Genomic DNA, 17,248 nt, shown 5'->3' on the forward strand with positions numbered 1-17,248 from the left:
CGGGACGTCCCCTTCTCCCCAGGATGATGCGCACGTCACCCTATTCGTTCATCGACGTGGTGCGGAACGTGCACGCTATTGTCTGCTAATCCGCCACACCGGGGGGTGTGGCTTATGGGGGGTAACCGATGACGGAGCGGGACATGTCCGAATTTGCTGCGCCGGCGCGCAGACCGCACCGGGTGGGCTATGCGCCGGGCGCTTACGATCTGTTCCATATCGGACATCTCAACATCCTTCGCCACGCCCGGAGTCAGTGCGACTATCTGGTGGCCGGTGTCGTATCCGACGAAATGGCCGAAATCGCCAAGGGGCGGCGTCCGATGATCCCGCTCGTCGAGCGACTGGAGATCGTGCGCAGCGTCAAGTACGTGGACGCGGCATTCGTCGAGACCGTCCCGGACAAAGTGGAGACCTGGAAGCAAGTCCGTTTCGACGTGATCTTCAAGGGCGACGACTGGCGCGGCACCCCCAAGGGGGACCGGCTGGAAAGGGACTTCGCCGAGCACGGGGTAGACGTCGTCTACTTCCCGTACACGGTGCACACCTCCAGCACCCAGCTGCGCCGGGCCCTGGACGTCCTCTCACAGCCGCTCTCCGCGGAACAGCGGGGCTGAGCGCCCCACCGCGCGCCGCCCCCGCGGCCGCCTCCGCGGCCGGTCGCGGGGCCCCGGTCACCGGGGTACGGCGCTGAGCTCCCGGTACCACTTGGCGAGGAACGCCAGCAGGAACAGCGCCGCCACGGCGCCCATCCCCGCGTAGGCCCAGCGGAACAGCTGCCCGCCGCCCAGCAGCAGGAACACCAGGCAGAACACTCCGTAGTCCACGGGCAGCAACGCCACCGCGCGTACGGTCGACGGCGCGGCGGCGGGACTCCCCGGCGCCGGCTTGGGCTTGAGCTTCTCGGTCAGCAGCCCCCCGAAGAACGTGACGACCGAGGCGAACTGGAAGCCCAGCGGCACCAGCAGCCAGCCGGCCGTGCTGCCGTACGCGTCGGGGAAGCGGTAGAAGCCGATCAGCACGCACGAGTGCAGCGCGGTGAGCTTCGCGCAGTCCACGACGTGGTCCAGCCACTCGCCGGACGCGCTGCCGCCCCCGCGCAGCCGGGCCAGCTGCCCGTCGGCGGAGTCGAAGGCGAACCCGACGGCGAGCGCGGCCCACACCGCGATCCCCAGTCCCCACGAGGGCGCGGCCAGGGCGACGGCGGCCGCGGCGGCGAAGCTGAAGGCGGCGCTGACCAGCGTCACCTGGTTCGGGCTCAGTCCGATCGCGTACGATCCCGCGGCCAGGTACCGCCCGGCCGGCCGGTTGACGAACCGCGAATAGAGCGACACCCCCTTCGCAGACTTCTGCGCCCCGCGCAGTTCCCGCAGCGCGGCCTGGACACTCGCCATCGACACGACCTCTCGAACACCCGTTGTCACGTATGTGCGTACGAAGGCCACATCATCGCAGCAGGGTGCGCAAGGCCCCCGCCCCGGCCCGTCGCCCCGGCCCCGCCCCGGCCCCCCGCCCCCGGCGCCTCAGCCCACCACCTTCAGCAGCAGCACCGCGCGGGCCGGGACGGTCACCGTCTCGCCCCCGCCGTGCCGGGTGCCGGGGGCGGCCGCCTGGTCCTCCCGGGAGGTGTCCAGGACCAGCTCGTAGGACGTGGCCCACGGAGCGCCCGGCAGCACCCACCGGGCCGGCCCGTCCCCGGCGTGCATCAGCGCCAGGAAGCTGTCGTCCGTCACCTGCCGCCCCCGCTCGTCGCGGCCCGGGATGTCCCGGCCCGAGAGGTACAGGCCCACCGCGTCGGCCGGCGCGTACCAGTCCCGCTCGGTCATCTCCGTGCCCGCCGGGGTGAACCAGGCCAGGTCCCGCAGCCCGTCCGTGCCCTGCGAGCTGCCGGAGAAGAACGCCCGCCGCCGCAGCACCGGATGGGCCCGGCGCAGCGACAGCAGCCTGCGGGTCAGCGACAGCAGCCCGTGCCAGGCCGGGTCCGAAAGCAGCGACCAGTCCACCCAGCTCGTCTCGTTGTCCTGGCAGTAGGCGTTGTTGTTGCCGCCCTGGGTCCGGCCGAACTCGTCGCCCGCCACCAGCATCGGCACCCCGGTGGACAGGAGGAGGGTGGTGAGCAGGTTCCGCAGCTGGCGGCGGCGCAGCGCGACGACGGGCGCGTCGTCCGTCTCGCCCTCCACCCCGCAGTTCCACGACCGGTTGTCGTTGGTCCCGTCCCGGCCCGCCTCCCCGTTCTCCTCGTTGTGCTTGGACTCGTAGGTCACCAGGTCGCGCAGGGTGAACCCGTCGTGCGCGGTGATGAAGTTGACCGAGGCGTACGGCCGCCGGCCGCCCCACGCGTACAGGTCGCTCGATCCCGACAGCCGGTACCCCAGGTCCCGTACGTCGGGCAGCGCGCCCCGCCAGAAGTCCCGGACGGCGTCCCGGTACCGGTCGTTCCACTCGGTCCACAGCGGCGGGAACGCCCCCACCTGGTACCCGCCCGAGCCCACGTCCCACGGCTCGGCGATCAGCTTCACCCGCCGCAGCACCGGATCCTGGGCGATCACCGCGAGGAACGGCGACAGCATGTCCACGTCGTGCATCGAGCGGGCCAGCGCCGCCGCCAGGTCGAAGCGGAAGCCGTCCACCCCCATCTCCGTCACCCAGTAGCGCAGCGAGTCGGTGATCAGGCGCAGCACGTGCGGGCGCCCGGCGTGCAGGGTGTTCCCGCAGCCCGTGTAGTCGGCGTAGCGGCGCTGGTCCGACTGGAGCCGGTAGTACGCGCGGTTGTCGATCCCGCGCAGCGACAGCGTCGGGCCCAGCTCGCCCGCCTCCGCCGTGTGGTTGTAGACCACGTCGAGGATCACCTCGATCCCGGCCGCGTGCAGCGCCTTGACCATCCGCTTGAACTCGCCGACCTGCTGCCCGGCCGTGCCGCTCGAGGAATAGCCCGCGTGCGGGGCGAAGTAGCCGATCGAGTTGTAGCCCCAGTAGTTGCTCAGGTCCCGGCGCAGCAGGTGGTCCTCGTGCGCGAACTGATGGACCGGCAGCAGCTCCACCGCCGTCACCCCGAGCCCGGTCAGGTGCTCGATCGCCGCCGGGTGCGCGAGACCCGCGTAGGTGCCGCGCAGGTGTTCGGGGATGCCCGGATGGCGCATCGTGAAACCGCGCACGTGCAGTTCGTAGATGACGGAATCGGCCCACGGCGTCTTCGGCCGGACGTCGTCCGCCCAGTCGTCGTCATCGTGGACCACGACCCCCTTGGGGACGTGCGGCGCCGAATCGCGGTCGTCGCGCACGGTGTCCGCGATGTACTGCTGCGGCCAGTCGCGGACGTGCCCGTACACCTCCGGCGGCAGCCGGAAGTCTCCGTCCACGGCCCGCGCGTACGGGTCCAGCAGCAGCTTCGCCGGGTTGTAGCGGGCCCCCGTCCAGGGATCCCAGCGGCCGTGGACCCGGAACCCGTACCGCTGCCCGGGGCGTACGCCGGGCAGGAAGCCGTGCCAGATCTCGTGCGTGAGCTCCGTCAGGGAGCACCGGGTCTCGGTGCCGGCCTCGTCGAACAGACATACCTCCACCGCCTCCGCGCCCTGCGCCCACAGCGCGAAGTTCGTCCCGGCGGTCCCGTCCGGACCCTGGTGGAACCGGGCCCCCAACGGATGCGAGGACCCGGGCCACACCGGTGGCCCCGGGCGTGCCTGCGTCCGTACCACGGGGCCCCTGAGCTGGCCGGACGCGGTCCCGTGCCCGGCCCCGGGCCGGTCCGGATGCCCCGCCGGGGGCTCCTCGACGTGCGGAACGGTCAAGGCCGTCCCTCCGCTCCGTACCTCGATCGCGACGGCTTTCACCGTTTCTTGTTCGGCTGCGCTCGACACTGCCCGCCTCCACGGCTCTCGGTACCGGCAGGGGTAAGGGAAGTGCGGCCCCGGCGTCCCGGCCCGGGCCCGCCCCCGTCTGGTCCTTCCCACTGTTCTGCCCGGACTGTTCTGCCTGGAACTCGAGTCACACCCACGTTTCCCTCGGAGGTGCCTTGTCGTTGGAGGAGCGTGACTCTTCTGACGAGGCGGGCAGGGGCGGGATTGGCCGCCGTGGCGGCGTGGGCGGGCCTCCTCGGAGGCCTGTCCGGATGCACCGCGAAAGGCGGCTCCCCGATCGAGATCCAGCTGCCCGGCAAACCCCGGTCGCCGGACGAGGCGATCCGGATCACCCCGGACGACAACGCCAAGGGCGTCCCGGCCGAGGGCCGGCTGACGGTCACCGTGCCCGAGGGCCGCCTCGAGCGCGTGGTCGTGACCAAGGTGGAGGACGCCCAGGAGGAGAAGGTGCCCGGCACCATCGCCGTCGACGGGCTCAGCTGGAGCCCCGATCCGGCGGCCGGACGGCTCGCGCTCGCGGCCAAGTACACCGTGGACGCGGTCGCCCTCGACGGGCACGACCGCCGCCAGGCACGGCACACCACCTTCACCACCTACGTCCCCGAGGAGCGGTTCATCGGCTACTTCAAACCGGAGAACCGCTCCACCGTCGGCACCGGCATGATCATCTCCTTCGGCTTCAACCGCTCCATCGAGCGGCGCGCGGACGTCGAACGGGCCATCACCGTCACCTCCGTCCCGCCCGTGGAGGTCTCCGGCCACTGGTTCGGCGACGAGCGCCTCGACTTCCGGCCCAAGCAGTACTGGAAGCCCGGCACCGAGGTCACGGTCAGGGTGAAGCTGCGCGACGTCGAGGGCGCGGCCGGTTCGTACGGCATCCAGGACAGGACCGTCCGCTTCACCGTCGGCCGCTCCCAGATCTCCACCGTGGACGCGGCCGCGCACACCATGGAGGTCCGGCGCGACGGCGAGCTGGTGTCCACGGTGCCGGTCACCGCCGGAGCCCCCAAGAACACCACCTACAACGGCAAGATGGTGGTGATGGAGCTCTTCGACGTCACCCGGATGAACGGGCAGACCGTCGGCTTCGGCGGCGAGTACGACATCCCCGACGTCCCGCACGCCATGCGGCTCACCCGCTCCGGGACCTTCCTGCACGGCAACTACTGGGCCAGCCCGGACACCTTCGGCTCCACCAACGTCAGCCACGGCTGCATCGGACTGCGCGACAACAAGGGCGGCGGCTCCGACACCCCGGCCGGCTGGTTCTTCGACCGGAGCCTGGTCGGGGACGTGGTCGAGGTCGTGAACTCGCAGGACAAGACGGTCGCCGCGGACAACGGGCTGGGCGGCTGGAACATGTCCTGGACGGCGTGGTTGGCCGGCTCCGCCACCGGCTGACGCCGCCACCGGGGACTGGCTCCCGGGGTGCCCGCCGGCGTGTCCCCGCGGCGTTCCCGGCGTGTCCTCACTCTTGGGACGGAACGGTGACACGCTCGTACCGTCTCGTGATATCCCCATGTGTTTTCCTGGCAGGAAGCGCGCGACTGCCCGCGCGCGGGGGACATGGGGAGAACACGAGTGAACCTGCAGCCGATACGCGGCCGCGCCCGCACCGGCCTGCCGGCCCTCCTGCTGGGCGCGGCCCTGTTGTTGACGACCGCGTGCAGCGGTGGCGGCAACGGCGGGGGCGCCGGCGGGAGCGGTGGTGCGGACGGCGGTTCCGGGACGACCGGCACCGAGGCGTCCAAGGCCGTCGTGAGCGTCAAGCCGGACGACGGGGCCAAGGAGGTCGCCACCAGCGGCGTCCTCAAGATATCCAGCACCGGCGGCAAGCTCAGCACGGTGACGGTCGCCGACACCAAGGGCAACGCGGTGGAGGGCAAGCTCGCCGAGGACGGCGCGAGTTGGGAGCCCTCCCGCAACCTCGCGTCCGCCACCGAGTACAAGGTGCACGCGATCGCCAAGGACGAGGCGGGCCGCGAGTCCGCGAAGGACACCAGCTTCACCACCCTGACTCCCGCCAACACGTTCATCGGCCAGTACACGCCCGAGGACGGCGCCACCGTCGGCGTGGGCATGCCGGTCTCCATCAACTTCTCCCGGGGCATCACCAACCCCGAGGCCGTGGAGAAGGCCATCACGGTGACGGCCGAGCCCGCCGTGCCGGTCGAGGGCCACTGGTTCGGCAACGACCGCCTGGACTTCCGCCCCGAGAAGTACTGGGCCGCCGGCACCACGGTCACCCTCAAGCTCGCCCTCGACGGAGTCGAAGGCCGCCCGGGGGTCTACGGCAAGCAGACCCGTACGGTCACCTTCAAGGTCGGCCGCTCGCAGGTCACCACGGTCGACGCCGCCGAGCACGAGATGAGCGTCGTCCGGGACGGCCAGGAGATCAAGAACATCCCGATCACCGCCGGCGCCCCCTCGAACACCACGTACAACGGGCAGATGGTCATCAGCGAGAAGTACAAGGTGACCCGGATGAACGGCGCGACCGTCGGCTTCGGCGGCGAGTACGACATCTCCGACGTCCCGCACGCGATGCGCCTGACGACCTCGGGCACCTTCGTCCACGGCAACTACTGGGCCTCGTCCGGCACCTTCGGCTCCGAGAACGTCAGCCACGGCTGCGTGGGCCTCAAGGACGTCCGCGGCGCGGGTGACGGCGGCCAGCCCGCCGCCTGGTTCTTCGACCAGTCGATCATCGGCGACGTGGTCATCGTGAAGAACTCCAAGGACAAGACGGTGGCCCCGGACAACGGCCTCAACGGCTGGAACATGGACTGGGCGGAATGGATCAAGTGATCCCCTCCCGTCCGTAGTTCCCCGGGCCCGGTGTCCGGGTGGCCCGGTGCTGTGACCCACAGCACCGGGCCACCTCGCGTTAACCGGCGCTAACCTTCCCTGTATGACCCTCTCTCTCGAAGTCTCCGAAGGCGTCGGCGTCATCCGGCTGGACCGGCCGCCCATGAACGCCCTGGACATCGCCACCCAGGACCGGCTGCGCGAGCTCGCGGTGGAGGCGACCGACCGGGCCGATGTCCGCGCGGTCGTCATCTACGGCGGCGAGAAGGTGTTCGCGGCGGGCGCGGACATCAAGGAGATGCAGACGATGGACCACGCGGCCATGGTCGCCCGGTCCCGCGGCCTGCAGGACGCCTTCACCGCCGTCGCCCGGATCCCCAAGCCCGTGGTCGCGGCCGTCACCGGCTACGCCCTGGGCGGCGGCTGCGAGCTGGCGCTCTGCGCCGACTACCGGATCGCCGGCGACAACGCGAAGCTCGGCCAGCCCGAGATCCTGCTCGGCCTCATCCCGGGCGCGGGCGGCACCCAGCGGCTGTCCCGGCTGATCGGCCCCTCGAAGGCCAAGGACCTCATCTTCACCGGCCGCATGGTCAAGGCCGACGAGGCGCTCGCGCTCGGCCTCGTGGACCGGGTCGTGCCGGCCGCCGAGGTGTACGAGCAGGCGCACGCGTGGGCCGCGAAGCTGGCGCAGGGCCCGGCCCTCGCGCTGCGGGCCGCCAAGGAGTGCGTGGACGCGGGCCTGGAGGCCGACATCGACACCGGACTGACCATCGAACGCAACTGGTTCGCCGGCCTGTTCGCCACCGAGGACCGCGAGCGCGGGATGCGCAGCTTCGTCGAAGAGGGGCCCGGGAAGGCCAAGTTCCTCTAGGCCGCGAGCGGCCGTCGGATCGGGGCGTCCTCCCTGCGGGTGGCTTAGCCAGGCCTTAAGGAAACCTTAAGCAGCAGAGGAGATCCACTCTGGGTGATCACCTCTTCGCGGGGTGTCACCGCAGGTCAGGGAGGGTGTCGCGAGATCCGGATTGCCGAACGCATATGCCGGAAGGCCCCCTTGGAATCCATGATTCCGGGGGGTGTTTTCCTGCGGAACGGCCCGCGCGGCAGCACCGGCCGTCCATGATGGGTGCATGGCGGGTCTGGAGGGTGTGGAACAGCCGCGGCAGCGCAGCAGCGCTTCCGTCGTACGGCTCACGGCGGCCCTGGAGGACGAACAGGGCCTCAAGGCGCTGGAGTTGTACGGGAACCCGGCTGAGGCGGAAGTGACGTTGCCCTCCATGCCCGAGTCGGCGGGCAGCGCCCGCCGGCTCGCCCAGTGCGTGGTGGTGCGGCTGTGGGGCCTGTCTCCGCAGATCGCCGAGCACACCGTGCTGCTGGTCTCCGAGCTCGTCGGCAACGCCGTCCGGCACACCGGAGCCCGCTCCTTCGGTTTACGGATGCTCAGGCGCCGCGGCTGGATCCGGGTCGAGGTGCGCGATCCCTCACGAGGGCTGCCCTGTCTGATGCCGGTCCACGAGATGGACACCACGGGCCGGGGGCTGTTCCTCGTGGACAAGCTCTCCGACCGCTGGGGGGCGGACCTGCTGCCGCGCGGAAAGATCACCTGGTTCGAGATGCGGGTGGCCGACCGCTGACCGCCGGGCGCGGCCCGATGTCCCCGGCTGCCCCCCGGCTGCCCCGGAAACACGGAAACCCCCTGTCGCCGTGATGGGGCGCTGCGGGGGTTCCATGGATGCGCCGAGGATCGAAGGGGGTGTGATCCTCGGCGTGGAGACTTCGCTCGGGTCAAAGGGAAGTCGTGGTTCCGACTATGGCAGACGAGGGACCGATCGCCAAAAGTCCCAAATTGGACATAAGTGTGCATATCCTAAGACTTTCTATCTAAATCTTAGGTGAGATGGGCCACGAACCTCGTAATCATTGAATAAGTATCCGCCGCTCAGAGTGAATCGTTGATCACATAGCGGATGAGGGCCCCTTCGGGGCGACCCGTCGCAGGTCCCGAATTGGGTCAATCATTACCTAGAGGGGCATCCACCCCTTAAATGGGCAGGTGCTCTGCTACCCGGACCGCCGATCCGCTCTCCGAGCCGGCGCGGCGGTCGCCGCCGGCACCCTCACCGCCGCCTGCGGCACGGGTGCCCGTACCGCCCCCGCCGGCCCCGCGCCGTCCGCGCCCCCCGCCAAGGCGGCCCCGGACAGACCGGCGGCCCCGGCCAAGGCGGCCCCCGCCCCGCGCCGGTTCGCCGGGCAGCCCGTCGAGATCGGGCACGGTCCGCGCGGCCGCCCGGCCGTCGCGCTCACCTTCCACGGCAACGGGGACCCCGCCATCGCCAAGGCGGTGCTCGCCGAGGCGGAGCGGGCGGGAGCGCGGGTCACCGTACTGGCCATCGGCGACTGGCTCGAGGAGCACCCGGACATGGCCCGCCGGATCCTGGACGGCGGCCACGAGCTCGGCAACCACACCCAGCACCATCTCGCGATCAACACCATGCCCGAGGCGCAGGCGTACGCCGAGATCACCGGCTGCGCCGACCGGCTCAAGCGGCTCACCGGGTCCATCGGCACCTGGTTCCGGCCGTCCCAGACCCAGTACGCCACCCCGCTGGTGCGAAAACTGGCCCAGCGGGCGGGCTACCCGCACGTCCTCTCCTACGACGTGGACTCCCTCGACTTCACCTCGCCCGGTGCCGCGGCCGTCATCCGCACCGTCATGGGCACGATCCAAGGCGGATCGGTGGTGAGCCTGCACTTCGGCTACGCGGACACGGTCGCCGCGATGCCGCCCCTCCTCGAAGAACTCGCACGCCGCAAACTGCGCGCGGTGACCACCACGGAGCTGCTGACCCCATGACGACCACCCGCCTTCCCCGGAATGCCACCGTGCTGCTGGCCGGTCTGGTCCTCGCCGCCCTGGCCGGCTGCGGATCAGCCGACAAGGGCCCCGCCGAGGCGCTCGGCACGAAGGGTCCCGCCGTACCGGCCAAGGCCGTACCGGCCGTGCCGCCGGGCCTGGCCGGGATGCCGCCGCTGCTCGACCCGAAGGACGTCTACGCGGCCGACCGGCCGAACAAACTCTCCCCGGTGGTCAAGAACTTCCCCTCCCGCGTCTACGTGCCGAACACCTCCTCCAACACGGTGTCCGTCATCGACCCGGCGACGTACAAGGTCATCGACACCATCCCGGTCGGCGTCCAGCCCCAGCACGTGGTCCCCTCCTGGGACATGAAGACCCTCTGGGTCAACAACAACCGCGGCCACACGCTCACCCCGATCAACCCGGCCACCGGCGAGGCGGGAACGCCGGTGGAGGTGCACGACCCGTACAACCTGTACTTCACCCCCAACGGCAAGTACGCCGTGGTCATGGCGTCGATGGACAAGGAACTGGTCTTCCGCGACCCGCACACCATGGACCGCGTGAAGACCGTCCCCGTGACCTGCTTCGGGGTCAATCACGCCGACTTCTCCGCCGACGGCCGCTACTTCATCGTGAGCTGCGAGTTCTCCGGCGAACTGCTCAAGGTCGACACCGAGAAGATGGAAGTCGTCGGCCAGCAGAAACTGCCCTTCGAGGGCGCGATGCCGCAGGACGTCAAGGTCTCCCCGGACGGAAAGACCTTCTACGTCGCGGACATGATGGCCCACGGCATGTGGGTGCTCGGCGGGGATGACTTCGGGACCCCCAAGCTGCTGCCCACCGGAAAGGGCTGCCACGGCCTGTACGTCAGCCGCGACTCCAAGGAGATGTACGTCTCCAACCGCGGCGAAGGGTCCGTCTCCGTCTTCGACTTCACCAAGAACAAGCTGACCAAGAAGTGGGAACTGCCCGACGGCGGCAGCCCCGACATGGGCGGGGTCTCCGCCGACGGCAAGGTGCTGTGGCTGTCGGGCCGCTACAACTCCGAGGTCTACGCGATCGACACCACCACCGGAAAGGAGATCGCCAAGATCCCCGTGGGCTCCGGCCCGCACGGTCTCGCCGTGTACCCGCAGCCCGGCCGCTACTCCCTCGGCCACACCGGCATCTTCCGCTAGGACCGCGACACGGATGTGCCCCGGGAGCTCGCACGACCCCCGGGGCACGCTCATCCGCTCACCGCCGCCGGTGCGTCACCAGGCGACGGGGAGCCGCTCGGGGAGGCGCTTGATGAAGCCGGTGCGCCACACGAGGTTCTCCGCCGGCACCGCGAGGCGCAGCCCGGGCAGCCGCTCGACCAGCACCTCCAGCGCGATCTCGGCGTGCGTCCGGCCCAGCGCGGAAGCCGGGCAGAAGTGGCGGCCCGCGCCGAAGGCGAGGTGGGCGTGGGGGCTCTCGCGCTCCAGGTCCAGCTCGTCCGGGTTCTCGAAGGCCTCCGGGTCGAAGTTGGCCCCCTCCAGCAGGACGAGGACGAGCTCCCCCTCCTTGACCAGTACGTCGCCGAGCTGGATGTCCGCCATGGCTATGCGCGGCAGGCCGTCGCCGACGGACAGGTTCCAGCGGAGCAGTTCGTCCACGGCCTTGCCCATGCGCTCCGGGTGCGCGCGCAGGTAGCCGATCAGCTCGGGCCTCTGCAGCAGCGCGAGGACCGCGAGGGTGAGGAAGGCGGACGTGGACACGGCGCCCGCCCCGAAGAGCGAGACGGCGACGGTGGCGAACATGTCGTCGGTCAGGTGCGCCGACTCCGGATCCGCCAGCTTCAGTTCGGCGAACGTGCCGAGCAGCCCCGTACGCAGCTCGGAGGGAAGGGCCAGCTGGACGTTCAGCTGGTCGACGAAATAGCCGACGTCCTTGTACCAGTTGAGGGCCGAGTCGGCGAACGGCTCGCGCGCGGTCATGAACGCGACGTCCAGCCCGGACATCAGCCGGCGCCAGTCCTCGAAGGGCACGCCGAGCACCTGGGCGTGCAGGGCCGCCGAGAAGGGGTCGGCGAATCCCGCCCGGAGGTCCGCCGGACCGCCCTCGGCGACGAGCTGGTCGACGAGGGCGCCGGCCGTGGCGCGCAGCCGGTCCTGGAGCCCCTTCTGGCGCGGGTTGAGCGCCTTCATCACCGCGTTGCGCAGGCCCGCGCTGTTGATGTTGCCCATGTTGTTGACGACCTCGGGCGGGATCGTCAGCGCGTACTGGCGCGGGACGCCGGCGTTCGCCGTGTCCTTGAGGCTGAAGCGCTCGTCCTCCAGTACCCGCTTGGCCAGTGCGTAGCTGCTCACCAGCCAGGCCGGGTCCCCGGTGAGGGTGCGCACCTTCGCGACCGGCGCCTTCTCCCGCAGCCAGGCGCACTCCTCGGGGAGTACGTCACCGCGGCGCGAGAGCGGGAAGTCGAGGAGGGCCCCCGGGGTCCGTTCGGTGCCCTCAAGCTGCTCGACGCTCATCGGCGGTCCCTTCGACTGGTGCGGTGTTCACGTGCGTGTCCGTGTTCACGTGCGCGTGCGTATGCGACTGGTTCGGGTTGCTCTGGGGCACTTCGGCCATCTCGGGCCTTACGACGGCATACGCCTGGTTCCGGGTCGCGCGAAGGCCCCCGCCGCGCGCGAACAGGACGTCCGTCATGGGCATCTTGAGGTGGTAGGCCGCCACGGAGGACGGCACGTCGAGAATGCTCGGGGTGTCGATGAAGAAGGGCAGCTCGGCCGCCATGTAATCGAAACACACCTGCAACTGCGCGTCGGTGATCGATTCACCTTCCGGCACCTTGGATCCGACGAAGTGCAGGGCCATTTCCTCACAGCCCTTACGGAATTCGTCGTCGGTCTCCAGGAAATGCAGGACGCGCCGGTGCAGTAGTTGGTAGACGGGATTCGTCTGGAATGCGGAGAGTGCCCGCACGCGGACCTCGGCATCGGGGCTCACCGATTCCTCCACGCCCTTGAGGATCCTCCTCCGGACCGCCTTTATCTCCTTCGTCGCGCGCTTCTGCGCATGTTCCCGGGTGTAGCCGAACGCGGCGAACATCCGGTCGACATGGAGGTCTGCGTAGACGAAGTCGACCTGCGCGAAGCGGGTCGTGGCCCATCGGGAAAGACTGCCGATGCGCTCGGAGCTGAAGTAACTGTTTCCAGGACTCACCCCGATGAGCACATGGTCGCCGTCTTCCCAGATATGGCGGCAGGTGCGGGTGAAGGGCAGAACTTCGAATGATGCGTCAGCTTGGATCGTCACCTGTGTGATCGCCCTTGTTGCCACTTGTCCCTGGGAGCCCTGCGCTCCTGGTGTGGCGGCAATGTCGCTACGTTATGCGGTGGCCCCGGAGCGTGACAAGTGGAGGCCGGAATTGTTGGCCGGAATTATCGCTTCCGCGTTACGGAAGAGTAATGGAATTTCTATCTGCCGCTCGAACGGGACCCGGGGTGGGGAGAACGCCCGCAGGCCGCTACCCTGGGCCGGTCAACAAGCACCAAGAAGGGGTGGACCCAGTGGCGGACATCGAGAGCGCACGGACGACGTTCGGCAAGTTCGACGTGAACGGTGACGGCTTCGTGACGGCCGACGAGTTCCGTTCGGCGATGGCCGCGATGGGCGACCCGTACGTCACCGGCCCGGTCGCGGACGCCGTGATCGCCGCCAAGGACGCGAACGACGACGGCCTGCTGAGCTTCGACGAGTTCTGGGCCTCCCTGAACAAGTAAGCCCCCCGCGCCCCCGCCCCCTGCCGGGCCGGGGGCGCGTCGGGTTCGCCGCCGGCCGTCCCGGGAGGCCGGGGCCGCGCCGTCAGGCCCGCGGCCCGGACATGCCCTCCACCTCGGCGAGGGCCTCCTCCAGCCAGCGCAGCCAGAAGGTCTCCAGCCCGGTTCCGGCGTGCAGCACGACCCGGCGCAGCCGGTCCTGCGCGGAGTCCCGCCCCGCCGGGAAGTCCTTCTCCTCGATGGCCTCGTACTCCGCCAACTGGGCGCGGTGCAGCTCCAGATGGCGCCGCAACTCCGCGGCCAGCCCCTGCGGACCGACCACCGCGGCCGCCCGGATCCGCAGCAGCAGTGGGTCGCGCACCGGCTTCGGGTCCTGGCGCTCCCCGACCCACCGGGCCAGCTCCGCGCTTCCGGCGGGCAGCACCTCGTACTCCTTCTTCTGCCCCCGTACGGGCACCTCGCTGGCCAGCGCCCGGATCAGCCCCGCCTCCTCCAGCCGGCCGAGCTCGCGGTATATCTGCTGGTGCGTCGCGGACCAGAAGTACCCGATCGACTTGTCGAACCGCCGGGTCAGCTCCAGCCCCGACGAGGGCTTCTCGAGCAGGGCGGTGAGGATGGCGTGCGGGAGCGACATGCGGCCATCCTAGGTTTGCGGGAGGTCCAGCAGGGCGATCCCGTCCTCCACGGCCGTGAGGACACCTACCTCCAGGCGGCCAGCGCCTGCGGATCGCGCGGGCCCGGGGCGTCCGGGGCCAGGAGGCCGTGGGCCCGGAGGAGGGCCGTCACCGCCGGGGACCACGCCGCGCGCAGGCCGGCCGAGGCCAGCAGGGCGGGATCCGACAGGAGGGCCTCGGCCGGGCCGAAGCGGATGCCCGACGGGGTCAGGACCGCCGCGTCGTCGGCCCAGCGGACCGCCAGGTCCACGTCGTGGGTGGCCATGACCACCGTCGTGCCACCGGTGCGCAGCCCCGCGAGGACGTCCAGCAGGCGTTCCTGGCCGTCCGGGTCGAGGCCCGCCGTCGGCTCGTCCAGGATCAGCACGCGCGGCGCCATCGCCACCGCCCCCGCGATCGCCGCCCGCTTGCGCTGACCATAGGACAGGAGGTGGGTCGGGCGGTCCCGGAGCGCGGCGATGTCCAGTGCGTCGAGCGCCGAGTCGACCCGGGCGCGGACCTCCGGGGCGGCGAGCCCCATATTCATCGGGCCGAAGGACACGTCCTGTTCGACGGATGCGGCGAAGAGCTGGTCGTCCGGGTCCTGCACCACCAGCTGGACGGAGGTCCGCAGCCGGGTCAGGCCGGCCCGGTCGTACGAGACCTCCGTGCCGTCGAGCCGCAGCGCGCCCGACCCGGGGCGCAGACCACCGCTCAGCAGCCGCATCAGCGTGGTCTTGCCGCTGCCGTTGCGGCCCAGCAGGGCCAGCGCCCGCCCCTGCGCGATGGCGAAGTCGACGCCGGTGAGCACCGCCGGGCCGTCGTCGTAGGCGTAGCCCGCCCCGGCCAGCTCCACCAACGGGTTCGCGGGCGGGCCGAGCGGGTGGAGCGGGCCGGGCGGGTGGAGAGGATCCAACGGGTGGGACGGGTCCGACGCGTTCACAGGTAGAGCCCCTTCAGGGTGAGGGTCAGGGTGATCAGCGCGGCCAGCAGGCCGGCCGTGCCCGCCAGGAACCGCCAGGACAGGGCCGACTCCGGCACGAGGACCCGCAGCGCGCCGTCGTAGCCCCGGCCGGCCAGCCCCGCCTGGAGCTTCGCCGCGCGGTCGAAGGCCCGTACGAACGAGGTCGCGGCGAGCCCGGCCAGGGAACGCCACACCGCCGCCCGGCCGGCGTGCCCGAGGCGGGCGGCCTGGGCCCGGCGGACCTGGGCCACGGAGTCGAGGAGCAGGAAGCCGATCCGGTACATGACCAGGGCCACGTCCACCACCGGGGCCGGCACCCCGGCCCGGACCAGCCGGGGGAGCACGTCGGAGACCGGGGTGGTGAAGGCGAACAGCAGCAGCCCGAGCGAGGCGGCCGAGGTGCGCAGGAGCAGTTCGGCGGCGTGCCGGGGGCCGTCGGGGGCCAGGGCGAGCGGCCCGGTGGGGCCGCCGACCGCGAACAGCAGCGGCAGCGCCCCGGTGAAGCAGAAGCCGAGCGGGATCCGGAAGGCCCGCCACAGCTGCCGCCCGGCCACCCCCGCCGGGCCGAGCAGTACGGCGAGGGTCGCGGCGGCCACCAGCGGGCCGCCCGGCCAGGGCGGCAGGCACACGGCGCTCACCGTCAGCCCGATCCCGAGGAGCGCCTTCTCCAGCGGGTGGCGGCCGCGCCAGCGGCTGCCGTGGGCGGCCACGTCGATCGGCAGCACCGGCTATGCCTCCGGGGAGGCGGGGGCGGAAGCGGCGGCGGCGGAGGCCGCGCCCTGGCGGCGGCCCCGGCGGATGCCGAAGTAGTACGCGAGCACGCCCGCGCCCAGCGCCGCCTGCAGGGCGAACAGCGCCGACTCCACCTCCCCGGAGGGGGGTTCGTACAGCGGCGAGAACCACGGCTCGTAATCCGGCTCGAGCTCGGTGATGGCCGCCTCCGCCTGCGCGTCGGCGCCCGTGAAGGGCTCCTCCTTGCCCTCGCCGAGGCCGAGTGCGAGGGGGATGACGGCGAGCGCCGCCACCATGAGCAGCAGCAGGCCGTTGATCTTCGTGTTCCTGGACATGCCGCTCATCGGGCCGCCGCCTTCCCCTCGGTCTTCCCCTCGGGCTTCTCTTCGGTCTTCTGCTCGGTCTTCTGCTCAGTGCGGGCGGGCGCCGGCCTCGAGACGCCGAGCCGGACCAGGTCCGACGCGCTCGCCTGCATCAGCAGCCGCATCACGAGGACGGTCAGCAGGCCCTCGCTCACGGCCAGCGGGATCTGGGTGACCGCGAAGATCCCCCCGAACTTGGCGAGCGAGCCCGGGAACCCGGTGGCCGGGTCCGGGAAGGCGAGCGCGAGCTGCACGCTGGTGACGCAGTAGGTGACCAGGTCGGCGAAGAAGGCGCCGAAGAAGACGGTGACCATCAGGGGCAGGGCGAACCCGCGCAGCAGCCGGTAGACGGCATAGCCCGCCCACGGACCGGCGATGGCCATCGAGAAGACGTTGGCGCCGAGGGTGGTGAGCCCGCCGTGTGCCAGCAGCAGGGCCTGGAAGAGCAGGGTGATCGTGCCGAGCACCGCCATGATCGGCGGCCGGAACAGGATCGCCCCGAGCCCCGTACCGGTGGGATGCGAGCAACTGCCCGTCACCGAAGGGATCTTCAGAGCGGACAGGACGAAGGTGAAGGCTCCGGCCGCACCGAGGAGCAGCGTGCTCTCGGGGTTGGCCTTCACCTCGCGGGTGAGCGAGCGGACGCCGTGGACGACGAAGGGGGCGGACGCGGCGCCCCAGGCGGCCGCGTGCAAAGGGGGCAGGAACCCCTCGGCTATATGCATGAGTGGGGAGACCTCTCCAGCACCTCGTGGATGGACAACGCACCCTGGCCGGTCTCCTGGCTCACGGGTGCTGATGTCCCGGCCCCGCCTTCCCGGGCAGCACGGAAACTCCCGCGCAGCCCAGTGGCTTTCCCGCAGGAGTGGAGCCGGACTTCCCGATCACAGTGGCGAGGGCCGCACCGGTTTCCCACCGGTTTCCCGAACACCAAGGCCCGCTGACCCTAGTCGGCCGCACGGACCGGTAACAACCCGCCCCAAGGCCGCCGATCGGGCGGCCGGATTCCGCTTGGTGCTCACCCTTCGTACCCGCGTGAGTGCTCTTCTGCCCCAATGTCCCCACGTGGCACGGGAGTTCCGCCTCCCCTTCCCCGCCGGGAAGGGGAGGGCGGAGCGGGTGGACGGGCGGAGCGGGAAAGACGGGCGGAGGGGGAAAGGCGAGCGGGGGGGGGGGGGGGGGGCCCCGCGGCCCCCCCCCCCCCCCCGCCCGCCCCCCCCCCCCCCCCCGCGCGCCCCCGCCCCCGCCCCCCCCCGCCGGGGGGGGCCGCCG

Annotated in this window: 17 protein-coding genes and 1 riboswitch; of the genes, 8 read left to right on the forward strand and 9 right to left on the reverse strand. The window is 71.1% G+C overall.

Annotated features, from left to right (window positions below; all coding sequences use genetic code 11):
- Positions 1-143 precede the first annotated feature (143 nt).
- On the forward strand, positions 144-617 hold the full coding sequence (locus ACWF9Z_RS17700) for an adenylyltransferase/cytidyltransferase family protein (protein WP_453603091.1): 474 nt from the start codon (positions 144-146) through the stop codon (positions 615-617).
- Positions 618-674: 57 nt separating this feature from the next.
- Here ACWF9Z_RS17700 and ACWF9Z_RS17705 read toward each other — a convergent pair whose 3' ends face one another.
- Entirely contained in the window at positions 675-1,394 is a 720-nt protein-coding gene (locus ACWF9Z_RS17705) for a CDP-alcohol phosphatidyltransferase family protein (protein ID WP_453603093.1), read from the reverse strand.
- A gap of 129 nt (positions 1,395-1,523) precedes the next feature.
- The gene (gene glgX, locus ACWF9Z_RS17710; RefSeq protein WP_453603095.1) at positions 1,524-3,857 is read right to left on the reverse strand and encodes a glycogen debranching protein GlgX; all 2,334 of its coding nucleotides are present in this window, start codon (positions 3,855-3,857) and stop codon (positions 1,524-1,526) included.
- Positions 3,858-4,037: 180 nt separating this feature from the next.
- Here glgX and ACWF9Z_RS17715 point away from each other — a divergent pair, with 180 nt between their 5' ends.
- The 6 genes from ACWF9Z_RS17715 (at position 4,038) to ACWF9Z_RS17740 (ending at position 10,700) form a co-directional block, all read left to right on the forward strand.
- Entirely contained in the window at positions 4,038-5,258 is a 1,221-nt protein-coding gene (locus ACWF9Z_RS17715) for an Ig-like domain-containing protein (protein WP_453603142.1), read from the forward strand.
- Positions 5,259-5,423: 165 nt separating this feature from the next.
- Positions 5,424-6,665: a L,D-transpeptidase gene (locus tag ACWF9Z_RS17720; protein WP_453603097.1), complete on the forward strand. Its 1,242-nt coding sequence runs from the start codon at positions 5,424-5,426 to the stop codon at positions 6,663-6,665.
- A gap of 103 nt (positions 6,666-6,768) precedes the next feature.
- Positions 6,769-7,536 (forward strand): enoyl-CoA hydratase/isomerase family protein, encoded by a 768-nt coding sequence (locus tag ACWF9Z_RS17725; protein WP_453603099.1) that lies wholly within the window; start codon positions 6,769-6,771, stop codon positions 7,534-7,536.
- A gap of 256 nt (positions 7,537-7,792) precedes the next feature.
- Positions 7,793-8,296, forward strand: a complete 504-nt coding sequence (locus ACWF9Z_RS17730) for an ATP-binding protein (RefSeq protein ID WP_453603101.1) — start codon at positions 7,793-7,795, stop codon at positions 8,294-8,296.
- A gap of 419 nt (positions 8,297-8,715) precedes the next feature.
- Positions 8,716-9,516: a polysaccharide deacetylase family protein gene (locus ACWF9Z_RS17735; protein ID WP_453603103.1), complete on the forward strand. Its 801-nt coding sequence runs from the start codon at positions 8,716-8,718 to the stop codon at positions 9,514-9,516.
- A complete protein-coding gene (locus tag ACWF9Z_RS17740) occupies positions 9,513-10,700 on the forward strand; it encodes a YncE family protein (RefSeq protein WP_453603104.1) in 1,188 nt (395 codons plus the stop codon). The genes ACWF9Z_RS17735 and ACWF9Z_RS17740 overlap by 4 nt, the downstream gene beginning before the upstream one ends.
- 75 nt (positions 10,701-10,775) lie before the next feature.
- On the opposite strand, the gene ACWF9Z_RS17745 is transcribed toward ACWF9Z_RS17740, so the two are convergent.
- The gene (locus ACWF9Z_RS17745) at positions 10,776-12,014 is read right to left on the reverse strand and encodes a cytochrome P450 (RefSeq protein ID WP_453603106.1); all 1,239 of its coding nucleotides are present in this window, start codon (positions 12,012-12,014) and stop codon (positions 10,776-10,778) included.
- Entirely contained in the window at positions 11,995-12,801 is an 807-nt protein-coding gene (locus ACWF9Z_RS17750) for a tRNA-dependent cyclodipeptide synthase (protein WP_453603107.1), read from the reverse strand. Before ACWF9Z_RS17750 ends, ACWF9Z_RS17745 begins: the two co-directional genes overlap by 20 nt.
- Before the next feature lie 254 nt (positions 12,802-13,055).
- Here ACWF9Z_RS17750 and ACWF9Z_RS17755 point away from each other — a divergent pair, with 254 nt between their 5' ends.
- Complete coding sequence (locus ACWF9Z_RS17755; RefSeq protein WP_453603109.1) at positions 13,056-13,268, forward strand: EF-hand domain-containing protein; 213 nt, start codon at positions 13,056-13,058, stop codon at positions 13,266-13,268.
- 82 nt (positions 13,269-13,350) lie between these two features.
- Here the strand turns inward: ACWF9Z_RS17755 and ACWF9Z_RS17760 are convergent, their stop codons facing one another.
- The 5 genes from ACWF9Z_RS17760 to ACWF9Z_RS17780 all read right to left on the reverse strand — a co-directional run bounded on the left by ACWF9Z_RS17760 (position 13,351) and on the right by ACWF9Z_RS17780 (position 16,701).
- Positions 13,351-13,899 (reverse strand): PadR family transcriptional regulator, encoded by a 549-nt coding sequence (locus ACWF9Z_RS17760; protein WP_453603110.1) that lies wholly within the window; start codon positions 13,897-13,899, stop codon positions 13,351-13,353.
- Between the two features lie 65 nt (positions 13,900-13,964).
- The gene (locus tag ACWF9Z_RS17765) at positions 13,965-14,774 is read right to left on the reverse strand and encodes an energy-coupling factor ABC transporter ATP-binding protein (protein WP_453603144.1); all 810 of its coding nucleotides are present in this window, start codon (positions 14,772-14,774) and stop codon (positions 13,965-13,967) included.
- Positions 14,775-14,857: 83 nt separating this feature from the next.
- Complete coding sequence (gene cbiQ, locus ACWF9Z_RS17770) at positions 14,858-15,607, reverse strand: cobalt ECF transporter T component CbiQ (protein ID WP_453603112.1); 750 nt, start codon at positions 15,605-15,607, stop codon at positions 14,858-14,860.
- 3 nt (positions 15,608-15,610) lie between these two features.
- Positions 15,611-15,949 carry an energy-coupling factor ABC transporter substrate-binding protein gene (locus ACWF9Z_RS17775; protein WP_453603114.1) on the reverse strand — a complete coding sequence of 113 codons (339 nt, stop codon included), beginning with the start codon at positions 15,947-15,949 and terminating at the stop codon, positions 15,611-15,613.
- Between the two features lie 5 nt (positions 15,950-15,954).
- Positions 15,955-16,701, reverse strand: a complete 747-nt coding sequence (locus ACWF9Z_RS17780) for an energy-coupling factor ABC transporter permease (protein WP_453603116.1) — start codon at positions 16,699-16,701, stop codon at positions 15,955-15,957.
- A 29-nt stretch (positions 16,702-16,730) separates the two neighbouring features.
- A riboswitch (cobalamin riboswitch) is annotated at positions 16,731-16,926 on the reverse strand.
- Between the last annotated feature and the right edge of the window lie 322 nt (positions 16,927-17,248).

Source organism: Streptomyces sp. NPDC054961, assembly GCF_053609145.1.